Genomic DNA, 23,322 nt, shown 5'->3' with positions numbered 1-23,322 from the left:
ACTTAAAAGAGATGGTTTAATTGGGGGAAGTTTATGAAAGATCTGAAGTTGCCTAAAAAAAGATTTCGCCCTGAAATTGAAGGTGTACGAACCATCGCGACATTACTGATTGCTGTGTATCATATATGGTTCGGCAAAGTATCAGGCGGCATCGATGTATTCTTCGTGTTATCAGGATACCTGATGACACTTTCCATTTTGTCGCGAATTGAAAAAAACGGCAGTGTGAATTTTGCCGATTATTTTCTGCATTTAACGAGAAGGTTGTTCCCGCAGGCTATCATCATCATCATTTTCACTGGAGTTTGTGCAGTCATTTTTCTTCCGCAGTTTGAGTGGGGAGAAATTATAGCACATATGATGGCTTCTACTTTCTATTATGAAAACTGGCGGCTGGCTCTGGATTCAGTCGATTATTTGGCCCGGGACAATTCAGCCAGTCCGTTTCAGCATTTTTGGTCATTGAGTGTTCAGGGTCAATTTTATATTATCTGGCCAATCTTGCTTGCTGCCGTTTACGGTCTTGCGCGTAAAGTTTGGAAAACACCTGTGCGCAAAACATTGCTCGGCTCATTGATTGTCGTATTCGTCTGTTCGATAGCCTATTCAATTTATCAGACGAACATCAATCAGCCATTTGCGTATTTTCATTCATTCACCAGGATGTGGGAATTTAGTGTCGGCGGGATCTTCGCTTTACTGTCTCCGTATTTATTTTTTACTAAACGAATCAGTATTGCACTGGGATGGCTCGGATTGCTGATTATTTGTTTCACGGGAATTATCGTGCCTGTATCGACGGTGTTTCCGGGATACTTGGCCCTGCTTCCTATAAGCGGTGTGCTGCTCATACTGATTGCTTCTGAAAGTATTACGGTAATTGGAGTCAATCGATTCCTTGCGGTCAAACCATTACTTTATTTAGGGAGTCTGACGTATGGAATTTATTTATGGCATTGGCCGCTGCTGATTTTCTACCGTTCGTATATGGAAATCGAAACGGTTCCTGTCATGGATGGGATTCTTCTGTTACTTGTTACCATTTTACTCTCCATCGTTACGACTAAGCTAGTGGAGAAACCGGTGCTTAAAATGGACAGAGAGCAGAATAAAGGGAATTTAGTCGTTGTGCTGACTGCCATGTTTGTGCTCACATGTGCTTCCATCTTCACGATTTCCGCGTATATCGAAAAGGCTACAGCGAGCTCGGAACTCATTTCCGATACTGACTATCCGGGCGCACAATCCGTGCTCTATGAGACGAATACGCCGACAGATGTAGATCCCATACCGCCGCCGTCACGAATCAAAACGGATTTACCTGCTTTTTATGAGGATTTAGAATGTCAGTCGGTTAATCGGACAGAAGTCAGAAAGTGCTCTTATGGCGTTTTGGAAGATGCTGATTTCACCATAGCACTTGTGGGCGGATCTCATTCCGGTCATTGGTTTCCGGCATTAGAAGAACTGGCGGAAGAGATGAACTTCACCATTGATTTGTACAGCCATGACGGATGCCGCTTTACTGATGAAGACCCAAGCGGAAGTTTAACGGAAGAGTGTTTGCCATGGAATGAAAATTTAATCGATGTGCTGACAGAAAATCCGCCTGATCTCGTCTTTACCACGTCGACAGTGAATAAACACCCGGAAGTGCCGCAAGGGTTCATTAATCAATGGAAAAAGCTTGAAGGAATTACGACTGTGTTTGCAATCCGTGATAATCCGCGGATGAAAAAAGTAGTTCCAGTTTGTTTGGAACAGGCGGAAGATCCGCTGGAATGCGCGGTAACGCGAGATCAGGGTGTCTCCAAAGAAGTGCCATGGGAAGTCACTGAAGGCATTCCGTCGAATGTGTTTTTTGCTGACCTAACCGATTATTTCTGTGATGACACGACTTGTTATCCGGTAATAGGAAACGTTATCGTATATCGTGATGATAACCATCTTACGGCTGAATATTCAAAGACGCTTGCTCCCGCATTAAAAATTCCGCTGCAGCAAGCATTCGACAGTTTAGATAAAACATCAGCGCGTTAACTCGATAGTTAGTCATGGATGGTTCCGTATAGTTGAACACGTTTTGGGAAAGCTATCTTACAGAAGCAAAATACTCATAAAGGAGTGTCTGTGATGGCGAAAAATTATCCGAAACCGAATGATCCTGCTGATAATAAAAAGAGATTGAAAAAAACGATCAGCAATATGGAAGCCGCGGAGGATGCGATGAAGTTTGCTGAAGGCAAAGAGCTGGAGCGGATTCAAAAGAAAAATGAACGCAGAGCTGAAAGTATTGAGGATTTAAAAGAAGAAATCAGTGAAGAAGATAAATCCAGAATTAATGGCTACCTGTAAACTATTCACTTAAATTAGCAGTTCGGCCCTCGCTTTGAAAGCGAGGGTTTTTTCTGTTTATTGCGGTTTATAAGTAAAAAAGGGACTGAAGGCCGTCTGCTGTACAGATAGAGAAGTATCTGTGTAACTAACGTTTGTGCATTATAAGGAGGAATGCTTCATCCGAATACGGTACAATATATATAATCCTCCTGAATTCCTTATTTTGTATGAAATACTATACTGATAGGAAACAGTGCTGCAGCGGACAGCAAGTGTTTTAGAAAAAGTATCGGTGAAGAAGTTCATAAGTGCGCAGTCATTACATAAAACAATCCACTGACAGAATGAATGAACCAAAAGGAGTCCTGATGATGAGTTATTTGTTTCCAAGAATTTACGATATCGCGATGAAGCCGCTGGAAGCGACACGCTTTAAAAAAATACGTACAGAACTGGTGCGGAATGCTGAAGGCACGGTCCTTGAAATTGGGTCGGGTACAGGCATTAATCTTCCGTACTATCAAAAAGCAAAACAAGTGGCGGCTGTTGAACCGAATCCGCAAATGAGCCGAAGAGGTGTCAGCCGCGGACGAAATGCCCGGGTTCCGATTACATTATATGAAGCATCGGCAGAATTATTGCCATTTGCAGATGATACGTTTGATACAGTCATTGCCACATTGGTTTTTTGTACAATTCCTGATCCAGTCCGTGCACTAGAAGAAATTCAGCGGGTCAGCAAACCGGATGCCGCGGTTTTATTTTTTGAACATGTACAAATGAAGCAGAAAACACTGGCAAAATTACAGGATATTCTGAACCCGTTTTGGGAAAAGATTTGTGATGGATGCCAAATAAACCGGGATACGTTATCTATTATTTCTGATTCTGGACTTTATACAGAACATGTGGAATCACTATATTCCGGTTTGTTTTTATCTATTGCATGCAGAAACAGGAAGTGAAAGTACGCCTATACCGTCCAGCAATTTGCCGGTTATGAAATAATACAAAGACTAAGCGGGATCAGATGATGAAGGATGGGGGAAAATCGAAATGGCAGGATATATATTCTCATGTATTATAACGATCGGACTGCCGTTGTTACTGTGTATATATGCAGTCTATACACGACGATGGATTCCTTTTTTACTGGGCGTTCTGGCATTTACTGTTTCACAGCTCTTCCTTCGGCTCCCGCTTTTAGGCTATCTGGAGAAAAACAGCATCGATTATCTGTTTTTCAGCAGTCAGCATCCAATCTGGTATGCAATCGGCCTTGGGCTTTCTGCTGCCTTAGCGGAAGAGGCGGCACGTTATGCAGCCATCAGATATTTCATGAAACAAAGAGACTGGCTGTCCGGATTTTTATTTGGAGCGGGGCATGGGGGGATTGAATCCGTCATACTGGTCGGCATTCCCATCGCGACGATGTACTTGACGGCAGGTGATGCTGGAATGCCGGCAATAGCGGGAGTCGAGCGATTTTTTGCGATATTGTTACATATCGGCCTGTCTATCTTAGTTTTGCAGGCCGTGACGCGTAATCGTTTACTCTATTTAATCCTAGCTATTGCTGTACATACCGGCATTGATGCAATGATTGGCATATTGCCATTGTTTATTCCAAGAGAGTATATGATACTATCAGTGGAGAGCATTCTTGCGATAGTATCTGTCAGTTTGTTTATCTGGTGCATCTTGATTAAAAGGAAGGAAGTCATCGAATGAAGAAATTTGCAGCGCTTATACTGTCTGCGATTTTTCTGCTCGCTGCATGCGGCGCAGCTAAAGTGGATGAATCAGCAGCCGAAGAGTATATTGAAAAGTCAAAAGAAGTTATCACATTATTAAATGAAGAGAAATTTGAGGAAATGCGCACGATGTTTGATGCAACCATGAAAGATGCTTTGTCGGTCGGACAGCTGCAGGAAGTGGCGGATATCGTAAAAGAATCGGGCGAATTTGTCAGTTTTGAAAAAGAATCTGTCGCTAAAAAAGAACAGTACTTCGTTGCGACTATCGCTGCACAGTACAGTGAGGACAATAGAGTCTACACGATTACATTTGACGACAAGCAACAAGTGGCCGGTTTCTTCGTTAAATAAATCCATTGTTATAAGTGAGCTCTGACAGAAGGATGTCCCTTCCTGTTGGAGCTTTTTCTATAGTTTCATTCGTAGAATCATCTGATCAGATAAGATAATAGCTAAATATAAAGACTTTATAAAATTGAAAGAAATGAAATTATTGCGTGATATATTATGAATACAGGAGGAGTTCAACATGTCAGCACATCTATTACTTGTAGAAGACGATCCTGAAATTGCCCGCGTAATCCAAGACATGCTGCGTGCGGAAGATCATGAAGTAACATGGGCCACCACGGGTCTGGAAGGATGGGAAGATTTCCAGCAAGGAAGTTATGATCTCGTTCTGGTAGATTTGATGCTTCCTGAGATGGATGGTTTTACACTCTGCCAAAATATTCGGTGGGAAAGTGACGTGCCGATCATTATTATCAGCGCCAGAACGGAAGATGGTGACAAAGTGGAAGGTTTGCAGCTCGGAGCAGATGATTATGTAGAAAAGCCTTTCAGTTTAACAGAATTAAGCGCACGCATTCAGTCACAGCTTAGAAGATGGAAGCGGTATAACGGAGAGGATGCCACAATTGAGAATAAAACATGTTACACTCACGGGCTGACCATCTTTTGGGATCAGCATAAAGTGTTGAAAGCAACCGAGGAAATAAAGCTGACGGTTACCGAATTTGATTTATTAAAAGTGCTGGCACGAAATTCCGAGCGTGTTTTCTCCAAAAAAGAATTGTATGAGCATGTATGGAATCAAGTAGACGCTGAAGATGCGCATACTGTGACCGTTCATATTAAGTCGCTCCGCAGAAAACTTGGCGATCCTGTAAAAGCGCCGCTATTCATTCAGACGGTATGGGGTTCAGGCTATCGCTTCATTGGAGAACGTCTATGAAGCTGAAAACATGGCTGCTGTCTTCTTATTTACTTGTAATGGCGCTGCCGCTGCTTCTCGCTTACCTATTGTTCGCATGGATCAATGACTACAATGAAGATCAAAAAGTGAAGGAGTTTTTCACCACCACCGTGGAAATGAAAGACATCCAACGGGTACTGGATGATCCTGCCCTGTATCAAACAGGCTCAACATTCGATGAAGTGGCACGTCTGGCCAATGACAAGCTGTCGATCCAGCTTTTTAATCATAATGGTCTTGTGCTCTATTCATCCAGCCCGGTGCAGACTGTAGCGGTACCGGTGAATCGGGAAAGCTTGTACGAAGATTTGTTTTCACTGCAGCAAAATTTCCGGTCGCACCGTTACAAAGCCCCCGTATTCGACAAAGGCAAGCTGGCCGGTTTTTATCAAATTGAGTTGGCGCGCGAAGGATGGGTGGAAGCGGTCAGTAAGAGAACGAAATGGACGATGATTCTGTTTTCAGTTCTGTTTATTCTCCTTTATGCATCGGTGGCGCTATTCGTCAATCGAAAAGTAAACCGCAGACTGACGAATTTACAAAATGAAATGACAGCTTTTGCACGAGGTCATCAACCTTCGCATGAAAAAGTCACCGCACAAGATGAAATCGGACAGTTGCAGCAACATTTTTATGATATGCAGAAAAAAATAGTGGAAGCCAGAAGATTGATAGAAAAAGATCAGCAAGAGAGAGAGTATATGATTGCGGCCATATCACATGACTTGAAAACACCGTTGACATCCATTCGGGCCTATGCAGAATCCCTTGAATTAAATGAAAAGCTCACAGATGAAGAAAAAGGTGAGTACCGGCAAATCATTATTGAAAAGTCGAATTTTATGAAACAAATGCTCGACGATCTATTGATGTTCACATTGCTTCAGTCACCTTCCTATGAAATGGAGCGGACTGCAGTAGACGGCAGTGAATTTTTTGATATGCTCGTTTCGGATTATGAACCATTATGCCGACACAAGCAAATTCAACTTTGCTCTTCAGCTAATGTAACAGGGGAGTATGCGGTGAATCCGAAACAACTAGTGCGAGTCGTGGATAATCTGATGACCAATGCAATCCATCATACGGAAACCGGCGGCAAGATTTGGATTGCTGCTTTATCCGAGCAATCAGCAGATTGGCTGTTTGAATTTGTGGCAGCCGTTTATACGTTTGATTTCCGGGAGAATGTCTATGTAATCGTTCAAAATGAAGGTAAAGGGATTGCTGAAGAGCAGATAGAATTCATTTTCAATCCACTCTATCAGGCAGACAGGTCCAGGAACAAAAAACCTGCACATGGCACAGGATTAGGGCTGAGTATCGCGAAGCAGATGATGGAAAAACATAACGGAGATGTACAGCTGTTTTCTAAAGAGTTGGTCGGCACATGTGTAATTTGCCGGCTGCCGAAAGTACTTTAACAATGAAAAGGAGTCGAGTGGAATGAAAAATGTAAAGAAACTGTTGGCCGGGGCAACTGTTGCCATCTTGTCGCTAGGGCTGGTCGCCTGTTCATCTGAAGACAATCAATATTCGCCTGAGCAAGTGATTAACAATGCAATGAAAGAAAACGAAGAACCTTTATCTTATTACGGTGAAGCTACGATGAACATGACCGAGGAAGAAGGAAATATACAATTGAAAGAATGGCGCAGTAAAGACGGGAAATTCAAAGTGGAAACTACTGGTGCTGCTGCAGAAGAACATGCTGTGACAGTGAACGACGGAAAGACCATTACGATGTATCAAGAAAGTTTGCATCAGGCAATGATCAGTAAAGATGGAGAAGCGGTAACCGCTTTGGCTCCTTCCCCAAAAGATCAAGCACATCAATTATTAAAAATGATCGGCGATACTCACACCATTTCCATTGATGGGGAAGAAAAAATAGCCGGGCGAGCTGCCTATCATCTAGTGGCGAAAGCGAATGAAAAAAATACGTTGTTCGGTGATCAGGAGCTGTGGGTTGATAAAGAGAATTGGTTTGTCTTAAAATCGATCTCTGCTTCAGGAGACCATCAAATAGATTTGGAGTATACGAAAATTGAATTCGGTAAGGACTTCCAGGACAATATATTTTCAATTGAAATACCCGAAGGAATAGACATCCAAAACATTGATGAAATGTATGAATCGGAAGAAGTTTCATTAGAAGAAGCGGCACAGCATGTAGGTCAGCCGGTACTCTATTTCTCTGAAGAAGATGGCAGAAAAATAGAGCAGATTGGGATGGATGACTTAACAGCTGAACTGAACAGGGTGGAAATCAATATAAATTATGTCAGAGATGATACCCCGCTGCTGTCCCTTTCGTTATTTAAAACACCCGAAGATTCTGAAGGCGATGATCTTAAGATGCCGGGCGAAGAACCAGTAGAAGTTCGGGGCATCGAAGGAACGATGATAGAAATGGAAGGATTCCGCAGTTTATTCTGGAATGAAGAAGGAATCAGCTACTCCATTTTACTGAATGATCCCGATGTAACGTTTGAAGAAGTGATTGAATGGGCGCAGGATATGGAACGGGCAGAATGATATAAGAAAAACTATAACCCCTTGATTGGCCATGGGTTAGAGAACTTCTTCTCATAACATGGTAATAAGCGCCAGTTAAATCACTGCAAATCTTGAAGGTCTTTCATCAATTTATTTAATTGGTGAGAGGCCTTTTTTCTATTCCTTTTGTCTGATGTCCGTAATTTTCGTCTGTCGTTGCTGCCCGAGTAATATTATTTTGTACTAATTAGATTAAACTTCACTAAGAACTGTATTCAACAAACGGACCATAATCCGAAACAGATCTTGAGCAAATATAAGTGTTAGACATAGGGTTTACTGGTCAATGAGGGTTCTGAGCAAAGACGATTCAGTGGATTGTCTTCGCTTGGCACCTTTTTATGTTGACTTTATTAGTGAGCAAGAATACAATTAACTACATTGCAGATATCAGGTGTCTATAATACCCTTTTGTCTGAGAGGAGAGAAGATCATGAGATATTCAAAAGCGACAGGCTACGCATTGCATACGACGGTCCATATTATGCTGCAGCCTGAGGGCAGTTCTGTCGGCGTGCAGGAATTAGCTGAAATGCAGCACCTGTCCCCGACGTATTTGTCCAAAATATTGACGAAACTTACGAAAGCAGGTTTGATTCATTCGACGCCGGGTGCGAAGGGCGGATACAAAATAGCTCGACTCAAGCATGAAATATCTTTTTTAGATGTGATCAATGCCATTGAAGGAAATAATAGCTTGTTTGACTGCTCGATTCATCATGAAGGCTGCTTGATTGAAAATGTTATGAGAGAGGCCGAAGATCATATGAGAAATGAACTGTCATTGAAGCTTCTAATCGATATTGCAAAAGAGGCGGAAGCGAGGCATATAAATGATAAGGGAATGCAGCAATGATATTGGACTGCGCTGTGATTGGAGGGGGACCGGCTGGTCTGAATGCCGCGCTCGTCCTTGGCAGATCTAGACGGAAGACGATCCTGTTTGATGATAACAAGCCGAGAAATGCTGTAGTTGGAAAAAATCGAACTTGAGGATGGGATAACAGTATGCATTGCCCGTCCGTCTCAATTGATCGTTGCAGCGGGAGAAGGTTCGATGGCCGCCATAGCTGTCAACGCAGCACTTATAAAGGAGAAATTTAACGAGGAAAAACAGCACGTTAAAAATAAAGAGGAGGGTTCACATGCACCACTCACATAGCAAGCATCACAAAGGAAAAGTATCCTATTTGGAAAGTGCCGAAAGAAGAAAAGAATTTTCTCCGGAAAAGCTGTTTAATAGCATTTCTGTAAAAGAAACGGACACTATATTGGACTTCGGTGCTGGAACCGGCTATTTTACTATCTCTGCAGCCGAAAGAACAAAAGGAAATGTATATGCGCTCGATCAGGACGCTGACATGGTGGAACTTATAAAGGAAAGAGCAGCTGAGAAACAACTTACGAATATTGTGCCGATAGCCGGAAGCATGGAATCGCTGCCTGTAACGGATAGCTCTATCGATATTATCATCGCATCTCTCGTACTTCATGAAATCAAGTCGTTGGTACCCGTCCTAAAGCAAATGAAGAATCTGCTTACGAGTGATGGATATCTGGTCTGTCTTGAACTTGAACCAAAAGGAAGTTCCGGAAGAGCTCCAAGAGTTACAATGGAAGGAATGGAACGGGATATGAGGGAAGCAGGATTCCAAGTAACAGAGAAATTCTTCCCGTCAGAATCTTTGTATGCACTTGTTGTCAGGAAAATGAATTAACCAATTTTTTATTCCTAATATGGATAACGAGGGTCTATGAAGTATTTAATTAACCGAAGTTTTCTGCACCAAATATACAAAAGGAAGATCCATGTTGCAGCCAGCGACTCCAGCGGGAAACTGGATCCCTTTTGGCCCTGCACCATAAAAAGTAGAGTTGAAAACTACCTTTTATGGTGTTTCTGTTTGTTTTATTCATAATATTATTTAATAAATTCTTGTTAAAAGTGTTAGGTGTAACAAATGTTTCAGAACGTATGTCAGATTGGCAAGACAGAATCATAGAAAAAGGATATCCGGAAGGTTCAGTACTTCCAGGGATATCCTTTTTTGTAGTTCAAATTTGCAACAGCGCTGCAAATTTACACAGCAGGCGGACCAATCAGCTGGGAAGGGGGAATATTCTGAACCGCGGCCTTCCATTGTTCTGCATCGAGGCCATAGGAATAAGCGAAGACATCAGCGGGTGTGGCAGTTAAGATATCGGAACCTAATACGACTTCGGGTGTGCCGGTATTGAAAATTCCCTGCAGGTGCGTGTCATCCGAATGTGCGATTTGGTAATGCCACCAGCCCTGGGGGATATTGACTACCTGGCCGGGAGTAATTCGGTAGTGCTGGAATTCTTTCGTTGAGATATTCATTATAGAGATCGTCGCAGCGCCTGATACACAATAGGTCAGCTCATCACCATTTGGATGATAATGAGGTTCGATTATATGGTCTTTGGCGAGAAATATATCCAGCATGGATACATTGTCCAGTGTATTCAGCTGTTTCACATTCACAATGTTTATATAGTTTTTGTCGTCTTGTTTGAAAAAGGGGCTTTTATTCAAATCCGCTGCGTACTGGGCTTCGTGTGAGATCAGATTCATCAAACCTTTCCTCTGTATTATTGATACAGTATGCGGCCGCAAATAAAATGTGCAGCGGACGGCATGATTCTTGGCACGTGTAATAAAGGGGAATAGAGGGTACTTCATAACAGAATACAAAAACAACGTATGTATTTACAGTTGAAGGAGGTAATGGAGTATGGTGAAAGAATATGACTTGATTGTAATTGGAACAGGAAATGCAGGTTCCATTACTGCGGTGAAATGCAGGAAAGCAGGCTGGAGTGTGGCAATGATCGATGACCGTCCGTTTGGAGGCACCTGTTCTCAGCGCGGCTGTGATCCGAAAAAGATACTGGGCGGTGCAGCTGAACTGATTGATTGGAATAAACGGATGCGCGGAAAAGGTATCGACGGGGACAGTAAAATTAATTGGCCAGAATTAATGACATTTAAGCGGACATTCACAAAATCTGTCCCGGAAGATACAGAAGAAAAGTTCAAGAAATTGGGCATGGATGTGTACCACGGAAAAGCAGTCTTCCAAAGCGAGACGGAACTGAAAGTCTGTTCGGATGTGCTGAAAGGAAAGCATATTCTGATTGCTTCAGGTGCTAAACCGATGAAACTTAACATTCCAGGTGAAGAATACCTGACTGCAAGCGACGAATTTATGGAGCTGGATCACTTGCCTAAACGCATCGTATTTATAGGCGGCGGGTTTATTTCATTTGAATTCGCGCATATCGCCGCGAGGGCGGGATCAGAAGTGCATATTCTGCACAGAAGTGAGAAAACGCTGAAGCATTTTGACCAAGATGTAGTGAACATGCTGATTAAACGCTCCGAAGAAATTGGAATTCATGTGCATTTGAATACACCTGTCAATGGAGTGGAGAAGTGCGGGAGCTCATTGATTGTAAAAGGTGAACAAGATGACCGTGAAGTGGAGTGGAAAGCCGATCTTGTTGTGCACGGGGCGGGCCGGGTGCCTGCTTTAGATATGGATTTGGAAGCAGCGAATATTCAGCGTGATAAACAGGGGGTCAGTGTTAATAAATTCATGCAGAGCATCAGTAATCCGCATGTATACGCGGCGGGGGATGCAGCTTCCACAGATGCACCGCCGCTGACACCGGTTGCTACGACAGAGTCCCATGTCGTGGCAGCAAATTTATTACAAGGAAATCAGAAAACCCCAGATTATCCTGTAGTGCCTTCCGTTGTTTTCACTGAGCCGAAATTGGCGTCAGTAGGGATGAGCGAACAGGAAGCAAAGGAATCAGGATTAAAAGTGTACGTTAAGTCACAGGATGCAACAGAGTGGTTTACGTATAATCATACCAATGAAGGGGCCGCTGCATTTAAAGTAATTATCGATCAGGAAAAAGACGTGATACTTGGCGCACATTTATTGAGCGGTGAAGCAGATGAATTAATTAATCATTTTGCACTTGCGATACGTTTCCAGATTCCGACGATTGAATTGAAAAAAATGCCTTTTGCATATCCGACGTCTGCCTCAGATATACCGTATATGCTGTAACTGGGCGAAGCGGAATCTCTCTGTCTGCCGGGCAGAGAGGTCTTTTGCGGCAGTCAGCATCTGACAGTGCCGCATAACAAAAAAGACGGGGAGTATAATCCGCTCCCCGTCTCTCCTTTTACATATATGTCGTAATCGCATCAATCGGCAGCCGGGTGGAACCGTAAGCAGGGGCTGCAGCTTTACCTAATGCAATCAGCACCAGCGGTTCATAGCGGGATTCCAATTCAAATGATTCCGCAAACTGCTTCTTGTCGAATCCGCCCATAGGCACAGTGTCATATCCTCTGTCCTTTGCAATAAGCATGAGCTGCATGGATACTAAACCGGCATCGAATGTCGCAATCCCGCGTCTCGTTTCCAGCGGGGCATTCGGATATGCGCCTTTGGCATTTTGAATTTGAATCTTTACATGTTCTTCATCAATATTTCCTGCGGCTAAATTAGACAGATAAATCTCATCGATATTATGATACATCTCTGTATCGCCAATCACTGCGATGATGGCAGATGCAGTTTCAATCTGTTCTTGATTGAATGAAAACCGGTTGATTTTCTTTTTCAGATCCTGGTCCGAAATGACAAGAAATCTCCATGGCTGCAAATTGCTTGAAGAAGGGGCAAGTGTCGCTTCCTCGAGCATGGATGTAATTTCCTCTTGCCCGATTTTATAATTCGGGTCAAATTTTCTGACCGATTTTCTTGCACGGATCAACTCTGAAAAATCTGTGTAGTTTTGTGACATGCTGTAAACTCCCTCGCTGAATAGTGTTCATTTACTTACTAAAAGCAAGTTCTTATTAAGATTACTATTAGTAAGCTTGTTTGTCAAACGCAGGTGTGATAAAGTGAAAGAAGTACAGGATTGGGGTTTTGCTAATGAAGAAGAATGAAGAGTTTGTTCAGTCGGTAAATCCTAAAGGTCAAAAAAGTTGTGACAGTTTCCATAACACTATCGAGTTTATCGGAAAGCGCTGGATGGGAATTATCATTTATCATTTATTAGACGGACCGAAACGGTTCTTTGAATTATCATCGGAAATCGACGGAATATCAGACCGGCTTTTAACGGAGCGATTGCGTGACTTGGAAGCGCATGGTCTGGTAGTCAAAAATCAGTCCGATCCGACAGTCAGAAAAGTGGAGTATGAACTCACGTCAAAAGGAAGAGAATTAGAAGGCATTATTCAGGCCGTTTTCGAGTGGGTGAAGAAAAACGGCTGCTGTTATAAGGAGTGAATGAATTGATTAGAGAACAAGCAAAACAATGCAGCGGAATTCCGTTATCGATATTAGATTTAGCCATGATCAATGAAGGGAGTCATGCAGGTCAGTCATTTAAAAATAGTGTGGATCTCGCGCAGCATGCAGAAGAATGGGGATTTAACCGCTACTGGCTAGCAGAGCATCATAATATGCCGGGTGTTGCAAGCTCCGCCACTTCCGTCATTATTGGCCATGTGGCACAGATGACAAAGGACATTCGTGTCGGGTCAGGCGGCATTATGCTGCCGAATCATGCACCGCTTGTTATAGCGGAACAGTTCGGAACACTCGATGCCATGTATCCGGGGCGTATTGATCTGGGGTTAGGCCGTGCGCCGGGAAGCGATCAGGCGACAGCATATGCTCTTCGCCGGACACTGCAAAGCGGAGGAGAAGATTTCCCGCAGCAACTGGAAGAGCTGCGCAACTATTTCACCGGCAACCCAACAGACCGGGTTCGTGCATTTCCGGGGGCAGGTCAGGATATTCCTATTTGGCTGCTTGGTTCTAGCGGCTTCAGTGCACAGCTGGCCGCGCAGCTTGGACTGCCATTTTCGTTTGCCAGTCATTTTGCGCCGCAGTATATGATGCAGGCGCTGCAGCTTTATCATCAGAACTTCCGTCCGTCGAAAGTTCTTCAGGAGCCTTATGCGATGATGGGTGTGAATCTGATTGCTGCAGATACTGATGAACACGCACACTATTTGGCCACGTCGATGCAGCAGCAGTTCCTGAATATCCGTCAGGGGAAGATGACACAGTTCCAGCCGCCGATCGAAGACGTAGACGCCGTGTGGTCGCCGTTTGAGAAAGAAGCGGTTGCGCAGCAGAGTGAAGCGCCTTCTGTCATTATCGGGGGGCCTGACACTGTAAAACGCCAGCTCGAAGACTTCATCGAAATGACAAAGGCGGATGAGCTGATTATCAGTTCCGGCATCTTCGACCATGAAGCCCGTCTCCGTTCGTATGAGATTTTAAGCAACTTGATGAACTAAATGAAAAAGCATCTGTCAGTCAGGAGACGTTCCTGAACGGCAGATGCTTTTTGTTTAGTTATTGTGCGTCAATTTCTTCTGTCAGTTTTCCAATTTGATCAATCAGTTCGCCGATGTAGGAAATCGTATCGCGCAGCGGTTTTTCTGTCGTGATATCAATTCCTGCCATCTTTGCAAGTTCCGCCGGTTTTTTGGAGCCGCCTGCACGCAGCGCCTGGATCCAGTCTTTAACGGCAGGTTCACCTTCATGAAGGACGCGCTTTGCCATTTCAGTGGAGATGGTCAGTCCGGCACTGTAGGTATACGGATATAAGCCCATATAATAATGCGGCTGCCGCATCCACGTCAATTCCGCACCTTTATTGAGCGTAATACTGTCACCCCAGAACTCTTCCAGCACGCCGCGTTTTAATTCATTTAAAATAGAGGCGTTGACGTTGCCGCCTGCATCTGCCAGCTCATACACTTTACGCTGGAATGCGGCTTCAAGCAAATGCGTGACGAAGTTATGATAGTACGTCCGGGATACGATTGATGACAGCACCCAGCGCTTAAATTTCGGGTCGTTAGAGTTCTTCAGTAAATGATTGGCCATCAGCATTTCATTCATCGTAGACGGTGCTTCGATAAAATACAGTGAGGATTCGGAGTTGAAAAGGTTTTGCGCCTCGTTCGCATGATGGAAGTGTCCGGCATGACCCAGTTCATGCGCCAGCACAAAGACGTCTTCCATGCTACCTGTCCATGATATTAAAATGAACGACCCGCTGCCATAAGGACTGGCACAAAATGCCCCCGTAGATTTCCCTTCATTCTGCGCAAAGTCAATCCAGCGCTCTGAATACGCACGGTTGACCATGTCGAGGTAATACTCTCCCATTACAGAAAGGGCGCCGGTCATATACTGTTTCGACTCTTCCACTGTGATGGATGGCTCATACGATGGATCAACCGGTATTTTTAAGTCGGCAAATGTCATTTCGTCAAGTCCATATATTTTCTGAAGAAGCTTCGCATACTTTCGCATATGCGGCGCCAGATCTTTCATAATGACGTCGATTTGCCGATTATACATGGAACGGTCTACATCCTGTTCCATCAATAGATAGTCAATAACCGAGTCATAGCCGCGCAGGTCAGCGGTCGTTTTTTCCATCTGCACATGCATATCATATGTTTTTGCAGTCGTGTGCTGATAGTTTCGTAACGTGTCGGAGAAGGTTTCGAAAGCTGCCCGTCTGACTGCTGTCTCAGGTTCAGACTCCCATTTTCCTTCAAATGAAACATAGCTCAGCGGATAATTTTTTCCATCGGCTGTAAAGTCAGGGAAACGGATATCCGCCATTTTCGTTGTATTGTAAAGCGAATACGGAGCCTGGAAGGAAGAAGAGAGGGCAGCGAGTGTTTTCTCTACTTCGGGATGCAGCTGATATGGTTTTTCACGTATGATTTTTTCAAACAAAGCCGCATAATCATCCGACTGCTCACTCGCCTGCTTCAGTGTTTCCTCAGACAGTTCCGTTAATTCGCTCATAACGAAGGAAGTCTGGCTGGCAATTTTTGCAGCAATGGAGCCGAATTGACTTTCTCTCATTTGCGCTGCATCATCTGTCAAATCGACACTTGCCGCCAACTCTGCATAACTCGAAATTTTCACGAGTTTCTCTTGCAGGCTGCGGTATGCATCCAGCGCGCGAATGGCCGAATTCGCATCGGTGATAGTTCCTTTATAGTCCCGGCTAAAAGCAGCCGCCTGACTTTCTGCATCTTTTACGGCATGCTGATAAGCCCGTTCATCTTCAAATAACGTGTTCAGATTCCACGTTTCTTGTTCGTTTACAGCTGTTCGTTTAGGCAAGCTTTTGACCACTGTGAATCTCTCCTTCAAGTCAATTATTCGATTATCGAATTAATTACAGTATAATATACCAACTCGCCGCAATACAAAATTATGGTTTATTGGAAAGGATGAATTCCATCAGCCAATCCACTTGCATAGGACCATTGACGACTTGATAATAAAGGCGGTCATTTTGGATTAAAATTCCTTCCTCAATCAGAATAGTCATACGGTTGCCCGTTTCATCAAGCAGATCAATGGTGAAGAGCGGCTGATCATCAAATAATTGCAGTGTATCCGGATCTACACGCTCGTAATCATAGGCTTGAAGAAATTGAAGCAAACGGTCGGCTTCATCGATTTGTTCCACTTTCCAGGTGACGGCAGTCTGCCCGTGAATGCCAGGCTGTTTAAAAATAATAGTTGAATAAGGCGACGCGCCATCTAATTGTTGTTTCTGTAATTGATCAAAAGGACGGGAGGCAGATTCGTTAACTGTCTGAATCATGACATAGAAACCGCCAGCCACTAATAAAGCCAATAAAACCGCACGAAATTTCATTGGATGTTCCCCCTTCCTTAACAATATGTTTCTCACTAGTATATGAAAGGGTATGACTGAATAGGCACTCGGCAGACGTTCAGCAGACAGATATTTTGTTTTAGGTCGATATTTCAATATTCGGAATGTATAATAGAGAGACTTCAACGAAAAGGGAGGCAGTTTATTTGAAAGAATATGTGACGCATGCGATTCAAGATGATTATCCGGACGACTTTTCGTGGTGCTATGGCTGCGGCAGCCTGAATGAGAAGGGAAACCATTTCAGGACGGGCTGGGAAGGGGAACACACGGTAACGTATACGCTGCCGCCTGAAAAATATACAGCAATACCCGGCTTCGTGTACGGTGGATTCCTTGCCTCGTTTTTGGATTGCCACGGAACGGGGTCATGTTCGCTGGCCTTACACCGAAAAAATGGTCATGAGCCCGGTGACGGTTCTGTACCGCCGCGATTTGTAACGGCTTCATTGCAAATTACATACAATAAGCCGACTCCGCAAGGGAAACTATTGAAAGCAGTCGGACGGGTGACGGAAATTCATCCGAAAAAGTGGAAAGCAGAAATAGAGATTTTTGCAGAAGATGAATTATGCGCCGCTGGAGAAGTCATTGGCGTAGTGATGCCTGCTACATTCACGAAGTAGAACAGACAACTAGAGAAGGTGTGAATAGATCGTATGAACAAATCTCCGCAAGCCGCCGCAGCAAATCCTGTGTTTCCGATTATGATCGCCATTGCAGTGTGTCATTTATTTAATGACACATTGCAGGCAGTCATTCCGGCGATGTTGCCGATTTTGGAGAAAGAATTTCAATTTAGTTATAAACAATTAGGTTTCATCGTGTTTTCTCTGAATATCGTGGCCTCATTACTGCAGCCCGTTGTCGGATATCTCAGCGACCGCAAACCAAAACCGTTTGCTCTGCCTATTGGCATGACGTTTTCTTTGATCGGAATGGCGGGACTGGCACTGGCTCCAAGCTACTGGCTGATTATTCTGTCCGTAATGCTGCTCGGGCTCGGCTCAGCAGTCTTTCATCCGGAAGGTTCACGTGTGTCATTTTTAGCAGCTGGGGATAAGCGGGGGCTTTCACAATCCATTTATCAAGTCGGAGGAAATACGGGACAGGCACTCGCTCCATTGATCAGTGCTTTTGTGCTCGTGCCTCTCGGTCAAATCGGGGCAGCAGTTTTCGTGCTGGTTGCAGCCGCAGGAATTGCTTTATTAACACGTATCTCTTTCTGGTATAAGAGACAGTTGGACGAAGAAAGACTGGGTAAGCGCAAGAAAGCATTACTGACAACTATGGAAAGCCTGACAAAGAACCAAGTGATGATTGCACTTATACTATTAATGATTATTATTTTTGCCCGTTCATTCTATGTAACGAATATTACAAGCTTCTATATCTTTCATCTGATGGACAATTATGGCATGACGATTCAGCACGGGCAGCTGTATGTCTTTATATTCCTCGCGCTTGGCGCAGTCGGAACATTTTTCGGCGGGCCTATGGCGGACCGGATCGGGCGAAAGAAAGTAATTGTTCTGTCGCTGCTTGTTCCATTGCCGCTCAGTCTTTTGCTGCCTTATGCACCGGTGTGGGCGATTATTGTCTTGCTGATCACTATTGGGTTTTTCATTATGCTCAGCTTTTCGGTCACCGTAATTTATGCGCAGGAACTGGTGCCTTCTAAAATTGGTACGATGGCCGGACTGACAGTAGGACTCGCATTTGGAATGGGTGCAATAGGTGCTGTTGCCATCGGGTCATTAATGGATGTAATCGGTGTATATGAGACGATGATTATCACTTCATTCCTGCCGTTCATTGGTTTGGTGGGCCTGGCTTTGCCGCGTGATCAAAAAATCACTTCAGCTTCGTAACAGCAAAACTGCAGTTGTTTTGCAGGCAAAAGCACGAATGGCGTGAAAAAACCGTATGTTCTTTGACGTATGGAACGTGATCTTCTTCATTTTTTAGCAGATAGAGTAAAATCATTAAGAAAAGCAGGTGTGCGAAATGAAAGTAGTTAATAATATGGCAGAATTAATTGGTGATACGCCGCTCGTGAAAGTGCGGACGCTCGGAGAAGCTGCCGGTGCAGCAGTCTATGTGAAACTGGAGTATTTTAATCCGAGCCGCAGCGTGAAAGACCGTGCGGCATATGAAATGCTTGCGAAAGCTGAACAAACGGGGCTATTGAAGCCTGGCGCAACGATTATCGAGCCGACGTCAGGCAATACAGGCATCGGATTGGCGATGAATGCGGCCGCGAAAGGCTATCCTGCGATATTCGTTATGCCGGACAATTCGACCATCGAGCGCATAAACCTGATGAAGGCTTACGGAGCTAAAGTCGTGCTGACGCCAAGTGCGGAACGTATGCCGGGAGCCATCGCCAAAGCAAATGAAATCGCCGAATCGATCGGCAACAGCTTTATCCCGATGCAATTTGAAAACGAAGCGAATCCGGACAGTCACCGAGAGACAACGGCAGTAGAAATTATTAAAGCGATGGAATCTGCCGGCCGAAAATTAACGGCCTTCGTCTGTACGTCAGGGACAGGCGGCACGGTGACTGGAACCGGCGAATCATTGAAGCAGCACGACCCTGCAATTACTGTTCACGTCGTGGAGCCGGCGGGATCGCCGGTATTATCGGGCGGTAAACCAGGCAAACACAAACTGGTCGGGACAAGCCCAGGTTTTATTCCTCCGGTGTTAAACACGAAAGTGTATGATGAAATTTTCCGTATTGAAGATGAAGACGCCTATAATACGGTCAGACAATTCGCAAGACAAGAAGGGGTCTTACTCGGACCTTCTGGCGGCGCTTCTCTGTTTGCGGCACTGGAAGTAGCTAAGCGTCTGACACCTGAAGATACAGTGGTCTGTATCGCACCTGATTCCGGAGAAAGATATTTATCCGGGGATTTATTTCAATAAGAAATTACAAAAACACTTCTGCTCAGATGCGCAGAAGTGTTTTTGTATATCCAGGAACTGGTGATGCACGGAAAAAAGCTTCAGTAATCAGGTAGATGAAGGGTGTTCTGCGGAGAATGAAATTGATTGAAAAATAAAACGATAAATACTATTGACAAATCCTACGACAATGGTAGATTATATATATACAAAACATATAAAGTTAGTAGGGATTGAAAGTTGCAAGCAAGTAAAGGGAAAATCTTTGCAAGGGGGAATCGGCATGTACTTAACAATTAAAGGGATTGAGAAGAGCTTTCCCCATAAAGAAAAAGGTACGGTCAAAGTATTGGACAATATTGATCTGGAAGTGGAAAAAGGTCAGTTCGTTTCCATCGTGGGTCCGTCAGGCTGCGGCAAGTCCACTATGCTTTATTTGATCGCGGGTCTTGAGAAAGCAGATCAGGGGAAAATTAGTATTAATGGCAAAGAAATTAAAGGCTCAGGTTCCGACCGGGTAGTAGTCTTTCAGGAAGCGGGTCTGTTCCCATGGCTGACAGTACTTGATAACGTTACCTACGGGCTGCTTCTAAAGAAGATGTCAAAGAAGGAAGCGGAAGAAAAAGCGATTGAAATGCTGAAGATGGTCCACTTGGGAAATTATATTAACTCCTATCCGCACCAGCTGTCAGGCGGAATGAAGCAGCGGGTGTCCATTGCACGGGCACTGGTGATGGAGCCCGATATCCTGCTGATGGATGAACCGTTTGCAGCACTGGATGAACAGACGCGTATGGTGCTTCACCGAGAGTTGCTCGATGTTTGGAAGAAAACGAAAGTAACCATTTTCTTCATTACACATAATATCCGTGAAGCCGTGCTGCTTTCACAGAAGATTGTAGTGTTTGCGACACGTCCTGGGAAAATTAAAGCAGTCTTTACATCCAATGACTCAAAAGACGGTGTAGAACCGAATGATGTAACGCTGCAGCTGGAAAAGCAAATATTAGCTGAGCTGCAAGATGAAATAGAAAAAGTGCTGAAGGAGGAGATGGGCGATGACTACAGCTTTAAGACGAATAGTGTTTCTCGGGATACTAGTGGCGATATGGGAAATCACATCTAGAGTATCGGATTTGCCAGAATTCATGTTTCCGAGTTTCACACAAGTCATGGCGACGCTCTTTTCGGGCCTCTTCTCCGGTCAGATTTTGACTGCAATCGGTGCCAGTCTTAGCCGGCTGCTTATCGGCTTCACGATCGCATCCATACTCGGACTGGTACTCGGTTATCTGATTTGGCGTTATAAGCTAGTGGAAGACACACTTGGTTTTCTCGTAACAGCATTACAGTCGATTCCAAGCATCGTTTGGTTTCCGCTTGCGATCATCTGGTTTGGCCTCAATGATTTTGCTATTTTATTTATTGTTACATTAGGGGCTACTTGGACGATGATCGTTAATGCGACAAGCGGATTTAAAAATGTGCCCGTCCTCTATCAGCGGGTAGCGAAATCACTGGGCTCAGGCGGATTTCACTTTTTGCGGACAGTGATTCTGCCGGCATCTGTCCCACAGCTGATTTCGGGACTCCGAATTGCCTGGGCATTTTCCTGGCGGGCACTCATGGCGGGGGAGCTGCTTGGCGCAAGTGTCGGACTCGGTCAGCTTCTTGAAGCAGGACGCGCACTTGGCCAGATGGATCTGGTTATTTCCGTCATGATTATTATCGGTGTCATCGGTACGGTTATGGACAATGTTTTATTTTTACGTTTAGAGCGCAGTGTGGAAAGAAAATGGGGAATTCGGGCGTAATATGCGCTTAGAGAAAAGGGGAAAATATATGAAGAAAAAACTTTTAGGTATATTGCTTTCAGCAGTGGCAGTTGCAGGAATTTTATCCGGATGCGGAAAAAGTGAGGCAGGCAGTGAAGAAAAAAATGAAGTGAAAATCGGGTACTTCCCGAACTTGACACATATCGCTACGATCATTGGGCTGGAGAATAATTATTTCGCTGAAGAATTTGGTGAAGATATCAAGATTACGACTAAGACGGTCAGCAACGGCGGATTATTCATGGAAGCAATGGCATCGAATTCAATTGATATAGGAACAGTAGGACCGGGCCCTATCATCAACTACTACGTAAAAGACCCGAAATACCATATTGTTTCCGGAGCAGTAAACGGCGGCGCTGTGCTAGTGGCAGACGGTGAGAGTGGAGTTAATGAACTGGCGGATCTAGACGGCAAGCGCGTGGCGATTCCCGTAATCGGCAGTACGCAGGATGTCATGCTGCGCAAAGCATTGAAAGACGTCGATCTGAAAGCAAAAACAAACGGCGGAACTGTAGAATTATTCGCGGCAGCTCCGGCGGATACTGCAACACTGTTCATTCAGGATTCAGTTGACGGCGCGGCGACTCAGGAGCCGTGGGGATATATTTTACAAAATCAGGCAAACGGCAAATTGATTCTTGACTGGGAAGACTTTGCGTGGGGGAAGGAATCCACAAATACAGTAGTCGCAACGAGTGAGGCGTTTCTTGGCAATGAGAAATTATTGAACGCGTATTTGGCAGCACATGCCAAGGCAGTTCAGTTCGTTCGTGATGAGCCGGAAAAAGCGCAGGAATTGGTTGTAAAACATATTAAAGATTTGACTGGTAAAGAGCTGAACAGTGACGAACTGGAAGCCGCGTTCAGCCGAATCGAAGTGACGACGGAAGTGAATGAAGACGTCCTGCAGGAAATGGCTGATATCAGTCAGGAAGCCGAATATATTAAGACGAATGAAATTGACGGATTAATTAAATTGGATGCAGTGAAGAAAATTACAGGAAACTAATAGGTAACGGGTGTCCATTGCGGACGCCCGTTTTTTGAATGGACATCGCGCAGTTATTACAGCTAATTTAAATATGCTACTATATAGAGGGAACATAATTTCGCTAATTGAAAGGATGAGTACAGTGCTGGCAGATTTATTGAAAGAATCGAAACGTACAATTGTCTATACAGGAGCAGGCATGTCAACGGAAAGCGGATTGCCCGATTTCCGGTCCGCCAAAACGGGCTTGTGGGAAATGGAAGATCCGGCAAAAGTGGCGAGCGTAACGGCTCTGAATCAGCAGGTCGAACAGTTTTTCCAGTTTTATAAACAGCGCGTCTTAGCCGCAAAAGAAACAGGTCCGCACGCAGGACATGAGCTATTGGCGAAATGGGAAAAGCAAGGCCTGGTAAATGGTATTATTACACAGAATGTAGATGGTTTTCATACATTGGCCGGATCAAAAAATGTGATGGAACTTCATGGCACACTGCGCAGCGTGCATTGTGAAACATGCGGAAACGTCTACGGAAATGAACGGTACGAGCAGGATGAATTTTACTGTGACTGTGGCGGGAAACTGCGTCCGTCTGTCGTGCTGTTCGGCGAGATGCTGCCTGAAGAGGCGTTTATTCAGGCGATATTCGAGAGTGAGAAAGCAGATCTCTTCATCGTGCTCGGATCATCGTTAACAGTATCACCGGCTAACCAATTTCCGCTGATGGCTAAGGAGCAGGGAGCGAAACTTGTCATTATCAATATGGAACCTACTGAAATGGATCATTTTGCAGACTTGGTCATCAATGAACGTAAAATCGGTGAAGTGCTGAAAGAGGCGGATAACGCATTGGGGAGCAAGTAATTCGAGGATAGAAGGATTGGGCG

At 44.4% G+C, this 23,322-nt stretch carries 25 protein-coding genes and 1 pseudogene; 22 read left to right on the top strand and 4 right to left on the bottom strand.

Annotated elements, in window-relative coordinates; all coding sequences use genetic code 11:
• Window positions 1–33: 33 nt before the first annotated feature.
• The 12 genes and pseudogenes from SporoP33_RS02770 (at window position 34) to SporoP33_RS02725 (ending at window position 9,626) form a co-directional block, all read left to right on the top strand.
• Window positions 34–2,040, top strand: a complete 2,007-nt coding sequence (locus SporoP33_RS02770; protein ID WP_081242336.1) for an acyltransferase family protein — start codon at window positions 34–36, stop codon at window positions 2,038–2,040.
• Window positions 2,041–2,133: 93 nt separating this feature from the next.
• On the top strand, window positions 2,134–2,355 hold the full coding sequence (locus SporoP33_RS02765) for a small, acid-soluble spore protein tlp (RefSeq protein ID WP_081242335.1): 222 nt from the start codon (window positions 2,134–2,136) through the stop codon (window positions 2,353–2,355).
• A 353-nt stretch (window positions 2,356–2,708) separates the two neighbouring features.
• Complete coding sequence (locus tag SporoP33_RS02760; RefSeq protein WP_081242334.1) at window positions 2,709–3,302, top strand: class I SAM-dependent methyltransferase; 594 nt, start codon at window positions 2,709–2,711, stop codon at window positions 3,300–3,302.
• 91 nt (window positions 3,303–3,393) lie between these two features.
• A complete protein-coding gene (locus SporoP33_RS02755; RefSeq protein WP_081242333.1) occupies window positions 3,394–4,068 on the top strand; it encodes a YhfC family glutamic-type intramembrane protease in 675 nt (224 codons plus the stop codon).
• Window positions 4,065–4,445 (top strand): DUF3887 domain-containing protein, encoded by a 381-nt coding sequence (locus tag SporoP33_RS02750; protein ID WP_081242332.1) that lies wholly within the window; start codon window positions 4,065–4,067, stop codon window positions 4,443–4,445. Before SporoP33_RS02755 ends, SporoP33_RS02750 begins: the two co-directional genes overlap by 4 nt.
• Before the next feature lie 178 nt (window positions 4,446–4,623).
• Complete coding sequence (locus SporoP33_RS02745) at window positions 4,624–5,328, top strand: response regulator transcription factor (protein ID WP_081242331.1); 705 nt, start codon at window positions 4,624–4,626, stop codon at window positions 5,326–5,328.
• Window positions 5,325–6,773, top strand: coding sequence for a sensor histidine kinase (locus tag SporoP33_RS02740; RefSeq protein WP_081242330.1), 1,449 nt, complete (start codon window positions 5,325–5,327; stop codon window positions 6,771–6,773). The genes SporoP33_RS02745 and SporoP33_RS02740 overlap by 4 nt, the downstream gene beginning before the upstream one ends.
• A 22-nt stretch (window positions 6,774–6,795) precedes the next feature.
• Window positions 6,796–7,887 carry a LolA family protein gene (locus SporoP33_RS02735; RefSeq protein WP_081242329.1) on the top strand — a complete coding sequence of 364 codons (1,092 nt, stop codon included), beginning with the start codon at window positions 6,796–6,798 and terminating at the stop codon, window positions 7,885–7,887.
• A 454-nt stretch (window positions 7,888–8,341) separates the two neighbouring features.
• A complete protein-coding gene (locus SporoP33_RS02730; RefSeq protein WP_081242328.1) occupies window positions 8,342–8,764 on the top strand; it encodes an RrF2 family transcriptional regulator in 423 nt (140 codons plus the stop codon).
• A pseudogene (locus tag SporoP33_RS15885) lies at window positions 8,761–8,880 on the top strand (FAD-dependent oxidoreductase); the annotation flags it as partial. The gene SporoP33_RS02730 and the pseudogene SporoP33_RS15885, both read left to right, overlap by 4 nt.
• A 1-nt stretch (window position 8,881) precedes the next feature.
• Window positions 8,882–9,070 (top strand): hypothetical protein, encoded by a 189-nt coding sequence (locus SporoP33_RS16190; RefSeq protein ID WP_196796927.1) that lies wholly within the window; start codon window positions 8,882–8,884, stop codon window positions 9,068–9,070.
• Entirely contained in the window at window positions 9,054–9,626 is a 573-nt protein-coding gene (locus SporoP33_RS02725; RefSeq protein WP_081242327.1) for a class I SAM-dependent methyltransferase, read from the top strand. The genes SporoP33_RS16190 and SporoP33_RS02725 overlap by 17 nt, the downstream gene beginning before the upstream one ends.
• 362 nt (window positions 9,627–9,988) lie before the next feature.
• Here SporoP33_RS02725 and SporoP33_RS02720 read toward each other — a convergent pair whose 3' ends face one another.
• A complete protein-coding gene (locus SporoP33_RS02720; protein ID WP_081242326.1) occupies window positions 9,989–10,504 on the bottom strand; it encodes a cupin domain-containing protein in 516 nt (171 codons plus the stop codon).
• A 160-nt stretch (window positions 10,505–10,664) separates the two neighbouring features.
• On the opposite strand from SporoP33_RS02720, the gene SporoP33_RS02715 reads away from it, so the two are divergent.
• Entirely contained in the window at window positions 10,665–12,011 is a 1,347-nt protein-coding gene (locus tag SporoP33_RS02715; RefSeq protein WP_081242325.1) for a dihydrolipoyl dehydrogenase family protein, read from the top strand.
• Between the two features lie 118 nt (window positions 12,012–12,129).
• On the opposite strand, the gene SporoP33_RS02710 is transcribed toward SporoP33_RS02715, so the two are convergent.
• Window positions 12,130–12,756, bottom strand: a complete 627-nt coding sequence (locus tag SporoP33_RS02710) for a nitroreductase family protein (RefSeq protein ID WP_081242324.1) — start codon at window positions 12,754–12,756, stop codon at window positions 12,130–12,132.
• A 134-nt stretch (window positions 12,757–12,890) separates the two neighbouring features.
• Here SporoP33_RS02710 and SporoP33_RS02705 point away from each other — a divergent pair, with 134 nt between their 5' ends.
• Together SporoP33_RS02705 and SporoP33_RS02700 are read left to right on the top strand one after the other, a co-directional pair.
• A complete protein-coding gene (locus tag SporoP33_RS02705) occupies window positions 12,891–13,250 on the top strand; it encodes a winged helix-turn-helix transcriptional regulator (protein WP_081242323.1) in 360 nt (119 codons plus the stop codon).
• Window positions 13,247–14,272: an LLM class flavin-dependent oxidoreductase gene (locus SporoP33_RS02700; RefSeq protein ID WP_081242322.1), complete on the top strand. Its 1,026-nt coding sequence runs from the start codon at window positions 13,247–13,249 to the stop codon at window positions 14,270–14,272. The genes SporoP33_RS02705 and SporoP33_RS02700 overlap by 4 nt, the downstream gene beginning before the upstream one ends.
• Window positions 14,273–14,330: 58 nt before the next feature.
• Here the strand turns inward: SporoP33_RS02700 and pepF are convergent, their stop codons facing one another.
• Both pepF and SporoP33_RS02690 read right to left on the bottom strand, forming a co-directional pair.
• Window positions 14,331–16,142 carry an oligoendopeptidase F gene (gene pepF / locus SporoP33_RS02695; RefSeq protein ID WP_081242321.1) on the bottom strand — a complete coding sequence of 604 codons (1,812 nt, stop codon included), beginning with the start codon at window positions 16,140–16,142 and terminating at the stop codon, window positions 14,331–14,333.
• Between the two features lie 79 nt (window positions 16,143–16,221).
• The gene (locus SporoP33_RS02690) at window positions 16,222–16,674 is read right to left on the bottom strand and encodes a hypothetical protein (protein ID WP_081242320.1); all 453 of its coding nucleotides are present in this window, start codon (window positions 16,672–16,674) and stop codon (window positions 16,222–16,224) included.
• A 125-nt stretch (window positions 16,675–16,799) separates the two neighbouring features.
• On the opposite strand from SporoP33_RS02690, the gene SporoP33_RS02685 reads away from it, so the two are divergent.
• From SporoP33_RS02685 to SporoP33_RS02655, 7 genes are all read left to right on the top strand, one after another.
• Window positions 16,800–17,321: a PaaI family thioesterase gene (locus SporoP33_RS02685; RefSeq protein ID WP_369821951.1), complete on the top strand. Its 522-nt coding sequence runs from the start codon at window positions 16,800–16,802 to the stop codon at window positions 17,319–17,321.
• 33 nt (window positions 17,322–17,354) lie between these two features.
• Window positions 17,355–18,566 (top strand): MFS transporter, encoded by a 1,212-nt coding sequence (locus SporoP33_RS02680; RefSeq protein WP_081242318.1) that lies wholly within the window; start codon window positions 17,355–17,357, stop codon window positions 18,564–18,566.
• A gap of 136 nt (window positions 18,567–18,702) precedes the next feature.
• Window positions 18,703–19,629, top strand: a complete 927-nt coding sequence (gene cysK / locus SporoP33_RS02675; protein WP_081242317.1) for a cysteine synthase A — start codon at window positions 18,703–18,705, stop codon at window positions 19,627–19,629.
• Between the two features lie 262 nt (window positions 19,630–19,891).
• Window positions 19,892–20,734: an ABC transporter ATP-binding protein gene (locus tag SporoP33_RS02670; protein WP_081242316.1), complete on the top strand. Its 843-nt coding sequence runs from the start codon at window positions 19,892–19,894 to the stop codon at window positions 20,732–20,734.
• Window positions 20,667–21,422, top strand: coding sequence for an ABC transporter permease (locus tag SporoP33_RS02665; RefSeq protein ID WP_081242315.1), 756 nt, complete (start codon window positions 20,667–20,669; stop codon window positions 21,420–21,422). Before SporoP33_RS02670 ends, SporoP33_RS02665 begins: the two co-directional genes overlap by 68 nt.
• 28 nt (window positions 21,423–21,450) lie before the next feature.
• Window positions 21,451–22,455 (top strand): aliphatic sulfonate ABC transporter substrate-binding protein, encoded by a 1,005-nt coding sequence (locus tag SporoP33_RS02660; protein WP_081242314.1) that lies wholly within the window; start codon window positions 21,451–21,453, stop codon window positions 22,453–22,455.
• Window positions 22,456–22,579: 124 nt separating this feature from the next.
• A complete protein-coding gene (locus tag SporoP33_RS02655) occupies window positions 22,580–23,299 on the top strand; it encodes an NAD-dependent deacylase (RefSeq protein WP_081242313.1) in 720 nt (239 codons plus the stop codon).
• The last annotated feature ends 23 nt before the right edge of the window (window positions 23,300–23,322 follow it).

The organism is Sporosarcina sp. P33, from assembly GCF_002077155.1.
Classification (GTDB): domain Bacteria; phylum Bacillota; class Bacilli; order Bacillales_A; family Planococcaceae; genus Sporosarcina.
The sequence above is the reverse complement of the archived record's forward strand: the minus strand, read 5'-3'. Positions and strand labels throughout refer to the sequence as shown.